Here is a 6,063-nt window from a genome sequence, read left to right on the forward strand (position 1 = left end):
GCAAAACAAGTCGAACGCTTTGCAGAAAAACAAATTGCCGATGTTACATCTGCCCAATCAAAGCGTGTCAAAAAAGGCGTTTATATTAAAGGAAAGGCTACTGCAAAGCTTCTCGAGACAGATATCATTGGTTCTGGAACACCGATACCTCTTAAATTTTTTCAAGCAAGAGAAACAAAACGCGGCGTAACTTACACAATGTTTGGAAAAAAAGAAATCTTACCCCATGGATTTATTTGCGGTGGAAAATTTCCTAAGCGTGTTACGCTAAAAATGGGAAACAATGTTTTTCAAAGAGCAGATGGAGATCAATTCCCTATTGCAAAACAAGAAGGACCCTCAATTGCTGGAGTTATGTCCAAGCCAAAAATTGCAAGTACTATTGTAAAAAAAGCCAATGAGAGATTAATTGCCAACATACAGTACCAACTTGCTCGTCAAGAATATGCCGCCAATAAGAAAACTAAATAATGCTCTTAAGCTATGTCAACACACTACTCACTTTAATTGTAATTTTTAAAGCAGATTATCACTTGCGCTTTGGTTTTATCCAGAAAAAATACAATAAAATCAATGCAAAAGGTACTTCCCAGCGGGTTGGGTCTGTTGCGGGGCGGACGAGCGCGAACTATCGCTAGCGATAGAATTTTCAAATTGACTGTACATTGTACATTTAACTCATTGATAAATAATGATTTCAATATGTACACTGTACAGTATGTGAAACGTTTTCTTAGCAAAAAGTAATTTTTATTACTTGACAATTCTACAGTAATAGGTATCTTCGAATCAGGTGCCTAAGAAACACCTTAGAAAATACCAAGCGGACAAACTACCGAGATAGTTTATTTTCCGCACATTAAAGGCTTTGACTCATTGTATGTTACACGCATATAATGATATTGTCGGGTGTGGTTACGCTATACAATACCCTTTTGGGAAAAGCATAACGACGGACTTGGTACCGTGTTTCTTAGCACCCGGCACTCTTTTTGAGTGTCATTAAGAAACCTCTATTACCAAGGAGTTCTTTATGAACACACTTATAGAAATATCAGAACAGGTTATTGATCAAGAGACTGTTCAAACTGTGAATGCGCGTGAGTTGCACGCATTTTTGGGAATTACATCAAAGTTTGCAGACTGGATTAAAAATCGCATTAAAGAATGTAAATTTCTGGAAAATGTAAACTTTATAACGCTTTCTAAAAATTTAGAAAACGGTGGAAAGGTAAAAGAATACCACATTACGTTAGACATGGCTAAACATCTTTCGATGATCGAGCGTAATGATAAAGGACATGAAGCACGTCAATACTTTATCAAATGTGAACGACTTTTGAAACAAGTAGCAACACCGCAAGTCGACTACTCCAAACCAGAAGCATTGCTTGGTGTCTTGAATCACTTACAAAGCCAAATAGAGCAGAAAGATCATGTTATCGCTGAATTAGCACCAAAAGCAAAAGCTTTGGATGGTTTAAAGCGCTCTGATGGTTTGTTTGGCTTAATTGAAGCAGCAAAGATGTTAGAGGTACGACCAAAAGATTTAACGGATTACTTGCGTAAACATGATTGGGTGTATCGACGGGCTCCAGGGGCGCCTCTGTTACCTTATCAGGACAAGATCAAGAAAGGATTCATGGATTGCCCTGCTATTACCATTCAAAGACCGGATGGTACAGAAAAGGTGCTTCCTTCAACGAAAATCACATCTAGAGGATTGGCATGTTTGAGAGAACAAATCCATGGGGGTGTGCAATGAATAGCAGTATCAATTTTTTGTGCGATTTGTGGATGGCATTGTTTAAGCTTTCTAATCATCGAGGCATTGGAGATGAGGACTGCAATGCTATAGTTGAGGTAATGGAATCGGTCGTAGATGCTCTGGTTTTAAAGCTTCAAGATGACGTGCCCAATATTACAAAAATCTTGGCAATTTTGACAGATTTTGGAGCTTCAGAACTTCCACATCGTATGGATTCTTTGTTGCGAACTTATGAACCAGATTTAGATAACCCCATTAGAAAGGTTGCTTAATTAAAAAAATAGAACTCCCCTCCCCGTTCTCAAAATGGGGAGGTGGTTGGTTTAGCTGCCACTTGCTTTTTTTAAGACTTCACCCATACGTGTTCGCCAGTCTTTTCCTTGTTTTTTAAAAGAAGCAATAACGTTTGGGTCAAGGCGTAGAGTAACCGCTTGTTTGGGAGATTCAACGGGTGGACGTCCACGTTTACGGCGTTCTTCTGTTACATATTTAAAAAAGGAAGGTGGTAAAACATCTTTAGCTGGCTTTAAGCGTGCAAGTTCTTCATCTGTTAGTGGTGGGGAATCCACAGCGTCCCAATCTTCTTTTGTGTAGCCACATCCTGTTTTAAAGGTTTTTTTGATAGTCATTGAAAACCTCTCTTTCTTTTTTATTCGCTTGACGAAAACTGATAATGGATATCGCTTCATTGCCAAGCTTTGCAAAAACAATAACTGTTGTACCATCAGCAAAATGTCCAATAGCCTTCATGCGGTTTGAATGTGTTGCATCAATAAGAGCATGTTCCCAGTCAAAGTAAATAACATCAGCAAAATCAAGCTTATGTTTAACAATGTTTAAAGCTCTTTTTGGTTCATCCCACACTATCTTCATATATTTTATGTACACGAAAAATAAAACCTTGTCAATAATTAAAGTGTACAATAATTCGTATAAACCATTCAAAATGGAGCAATTATGAATAAGAAGCATCGTGAGGGTCTATCGGTTCGTGCGTTTGCAAAAAAGATGGGTGTTTCACATAATGCGGTGGTTTCTCGGATAAAGACAGGTAAATTTGATGCGGCTCTTTTTGAAGATGGTTCTGTCAATGAAGCCCTTGCCACAAGCATCTGGAATGAAAATCCAACAAAGCGCCCTCCCCCATTTTTAGCGCTTGATGGTCAACGGCGAACAAAGATCAAACAAGCCTCCACAGATGGAGCCAACGAATACAAGATAAAACTGGAGCGAATGCAAGTTGCGCTAGCAAAAGAAAAGATTGCTCTGGAAAAGTTACGCGAAACAACTGTTGATCGTGAAGAAGTGAGAAAAGAAGCATGGAACTTTGGAAGAGCGCATCGAGATACAATGCTCAATTTTGCCTATCGCTTTGGTGCTGAAATTGCGGCGCAAGTGGGATGTGATGCTGCGAGCCTTATTGGAGCTATCGATCATCATATACGCAAAGCTTTAATGGAAAATGTCGTCCCTATTTCTTTTCACGATCCCAACATTTTAGAAGAGAATCCAGAACATGACAAATGATGCTTCTCCCCCATTCTCTGGTGCTGGGCTCTTTTTTTGCTATGCGAATGAAGGACGTCGTCCTGACCCGCCTTATACTGTTTCCCAGTGGGCTGATAAAAATCGTTATTTGAGCACAGTTACGAGTGCTGAGCCTGGATTATGGAGGACTATACGCACCCCCTATTTACGAGAGATCATGGATAATCTTTCTGTTTATGATCCGACTGAAACAACCATTGTGATGAAAGGGGCACAGGTTGGAATGTCGGAAGCAGCGTTGAACTTTTGTGGTTATGCCATTCATCATAGTCCAGGACCGGCACTGTATGTGATGCCGACAGTTGAGACAGCTAAGAAACTGTCAAAGTCTCGTCTTGATCCTATGATTTCAGCTAGCCCTGCTTTAAGTGAACGCATTGCCCCTGCTCGTGCACGAGACAGTGGAAATACAATGTTTTCAAAGGAATTTTATGGGGGAACGTTGATGATTACCGGAGCAAATAGTGCTGCTGGTTTGCGTTCTTCTCCTATTCGCTATTTGGTTTTGGATGAAGTCGATGCTTACCCATTGAATGTCGATAATGAAGGCGATCCTGTAACAATTGCTGAAAAACGAACCTCTGCTTTTATTCAACGTAAAATTTTTAAATTGTCCACGCCAACACACCGTGACACAAGCCGTATTGCCAAGGATTTTATGCTTGGTGATCAGAGATATTACAATGTTCCTTGTGATGCGTGTGGTGTTCTACAGCCCATTGTTTGGTCACAAATTAAGTGGCAAAAAGGCGCCCCCGAAAAAGCTGTTTTTGTTTGTGCGCATTGTGGTCATGAACATGCAGAGCATCGCAAGGCTACCTTAATGGCAGAAGAAAATGGCGCTTGCTGGATCGCAACACAGGAGTCAAGTAAGCCTCGTCTGCGTTCTTACCATATTTCAGCGCTTTATTCGCCATGGCTGACTTGGGGCGATTGTGCGCGCGAATTTTTAAGAGCCAAAGAAGATCCTGCTCTTTTACAGGTTTTTATTAATACAGTGCTTGGAGAGCCATGGGAAGACAGAACGGGCGAAGTTGTTGACCCTGATAGTCTTTATGCAAAACGTGAAGATTATCCCATTGCACCAGAACAAGCCGTGTTGTTAACAGCGGGTATTGATGTGCAAAATGACCGCTTAGAACTTGAAGTGGTGGGATGGGGACGCAGTGAAGAAAGCTGGCATATTGATTATCACGTCATTCCTGGTGATCCCTCTTCTTTTGAAGTATGGGACCAGCTGGATGAATATCTTACAAGACGCTGGCCGCATCCAGGTTACAAAGACGGCATCAAGATAACGGCGGCTTGTATTGATACCGGTGGTGGACACACACAAGCGGTTTATAATTACGTGCGCCCCCGTGAGGGACGACGTATCTGGGGGATTAAGGGACAAGCGGGATGGCGTGCAGTATGGCCGCGCCGTCCAAGTAGAAACAACAAAGGACAGATCAATCTCTATATTGTTGGGGTTGATGCAGCAAAAGATATTATCACGGCACGGTTTAAAAAATCCGGTCCTGAAGCATCGGGGGCTGGTGCAACACACTTTCATAAAAACCTTGATCGGGAATATTTTGACCAGCTAACCGCTGAAAGAAAAGTCATCAAATATTTTAAAGGCTTCAAGCGCATTGAATGGCAAAAAAGCGAAAAGGCAAGAAATGAAGCCTTGGACTGTAGGGTCTATGCTTATGCGGCTTTACAAGGTCTGATTTCGGCAGGAATAAACCTTAATCGAGAAGTCGATATCTTAGAAGAGCGTCTGGAAAAACTTAAAGTTGAAGGCTCTTTAGAGCAGCCAATACCAAGACATGCCCCCTCTCCTGCTCCAAGAAGATCTCAGATAGCACAGCCTCAAAAGAAGCCATTCAGAACAATGATGAATCCTTATATGCGAGGGGATTGGAGGTAATTTGTGGGTGAAACTTTAGAACCAATTAACAGCAAATTTTCGAGACTGGAAAGTTTAAAAAGGCGGCGTGAGCAAATTGAAGAAGCTCTTTATTCGGGTGCGCAATCGGTGCGCCATGGTGATAAGCAAGTCAGCAACCGCTCTGTTGAGGAACTGCGCAGAGCGCTTGAGATGATCAATACACAAATAGCCAACCTTGAAGGGCGCAAGCGTTCACGCGTTTTCTATTTTAATATATCACGAGGCTATTAATGGCTGGTTTTTTCAATAAACTCACAGGCTTTTTTAAAATTTCTCGTCAACACAATCCCCATTTTGAAGCTGCAAGTAAAAGCCGTCGCATGGGTGGTTTTGACCCCGCAAAAAAACATATCAATAAAGCAATTGAAGAATGCGGTGATACCATTGTTGCCCGTTCAAGATGGCTTTATGATAATGAATCTCTTTATGGGTCTGCAACAGAAGAATGGGTCTCTGCGGCTGTCAGTGATGGGATTAAACCTTATCCTCGTATTGAAGGCTTTCAAGAAGAAAAGAAAAAGCTTTTAAACTTATGGTGGCAATGGGTTGATGAAGCGGACTATGATGAAGATGCCAATTTTTATGGACTTCAAGCAACCATTGCACGAGAGGTCTTTTTAACCGGAGAATGCTTTGTAAGATTGCATTATGTTGACCTCTACGGGCGCTCTGGTGTGCCTCTTCAGTTGCAAGTTTATCCCACTGAAATGTTGGACCTTTCCTACAATGGACCGGCTGAGATTGAAGGCAATTACATTCGTATGGGGATTGAATTTAATGCCAGTGGTAAGCGCGTTGCTTATCATTTCTG

9 protein-coding genes are annotated in these 6,063 nt (G+C 41.4%); 7 read left to right on the top strand and 2 right to left on the bottom strand.

Annotated elements, in window-relative coordinates:
• The 3 genes from ACFIJ7_RS08825 to ACFIJ7_RS08835 all read left to right on the top strand — a co-directional run.
• On the top strand, positions 1–471 hold a 471-nt coding region (locus ACFIJ7_RS08825), incomplete at its 5' end, for a hypothetical protein (RefSeq protein ID WP_375645099.1).
• A gap of 562 nt (positions 472–1,033) precedes the next feature.
• Positions 1,034–1,765 (top strand): antA/AntB antirepressor family protein, encoded by a 732-nt coding sequence (locus ACFIJ7_RS08830; protein ID WP_375645100.1) that lies wholly within the window; start codon positions 1,034–1,036, stop codon positions 1,763–1,765.
• Entirely contained in the window at positions 1,762–2,040 is a 279-nt protein-coding gene (locus tag ACFIJ7_RS08835) for a hypothetical protein (RefSeq protein ID WP_375645101.1), read from the top strand. Before ACFIJ7_RS08830 ends, ACFIJ7_RS08835 begins: the two co-directional genes overlap by 4 nt.
• A gap of 51 nt (positions 2,041–2,091) precedes the next feature.
• Here ACFIJ7_RS08835 and ACFIJ7_RS08840 read toward each other — a convergent pair whose 3' ends face one another.
• Positions 2,092–2,397 (bottom strand): BrnA antitoxin family protein, encoded by a 306-nt coding sequence (locus tag ACFIJ7_RS08840; protein ID WP_375645102.1) that lies wholly within the window; start codon positions 2,395–2,397, stop codon positions 2,092–2,094.
• Positions 2,375–2,641, bottom strand: coding sequence for a BrnT family toxin (locus ACFIJ7_RS08845; protein ID WP_375613975.1), 267 nt, complete (start codon positions 2,639–2,641; stop codon positions 2,375–2,377). Before ACFIJ7_RS08845 ends, ACFIJ7_RS08840 begins: the two co-directional genes overlap by 23 nt.
• 84 nt (positions 2,642–2,725) lie before the next feature.
• On the opposite strand from ACFIJ7_RS08845, the gene ACFIJ7_RS08850 reads away from it, so the two are divergent.
• From ACFIJ7_RS08850 to ACFIJ7_RS08865, 4 genes are all read left to right on the top strand, one after another.
• Positions 2,726–3,295 (top strand): hypothetical protein, encoded by a 570-nt coding sequence (locus ACFIJ7_RS08850; protein WP_375645103.1) that lies wholly within the window; start codon positions 2,726–2,728, stop codon positions 3,293–3,295.
• Entirely contained in the window at positions 3,285–5,231 is a 1,947-nt protein-coding gene (locus ACFIJ7_RS08855; RefSeq protein ID WP_375645104.1) for a phage terminase large subunit family protein, read from the top strand. The genes ACFIJ7_RS08850 and ACFIJ7_RS08855 overlap by 11 nt, the downstream gene beginning before the upstream one ends.
• Before the next feature lie 3 nt (positions 5,232–5,234).
• On the top strand, positions 5,235–5,483 hold the full coding sequence (locus tag ACFIJ7_RS08860) for a phage head-tail joining protein (protein WP_006589108.1): 249 nt from the start codon (positions 5,235–5,237) through the stop codon (positions 5,481–5,483).
• A partial coding sequence (locus tag ACFIJ7_RS08865) for a phage portal protein (protein ID WP_375645105.1) occupies positions 5,483–6,063 on the top strand: 581 nt, incomplete at its 3' end. The genes ACFIJ7_RS08860 and ACFIJ7_RS08865, both read left to right, overlap by 1 nt.

It is taken from the genome of Bartonella sp. MR100HLJHH, from assembly GCF_042194215.1.
Taxonomy (GTDB): Bacteria; Pseudomonadota; Alphaproteobacteria; order Rhizobiales; family Rhizobiaceae; genus Bartonella; species Bartonella grahamii.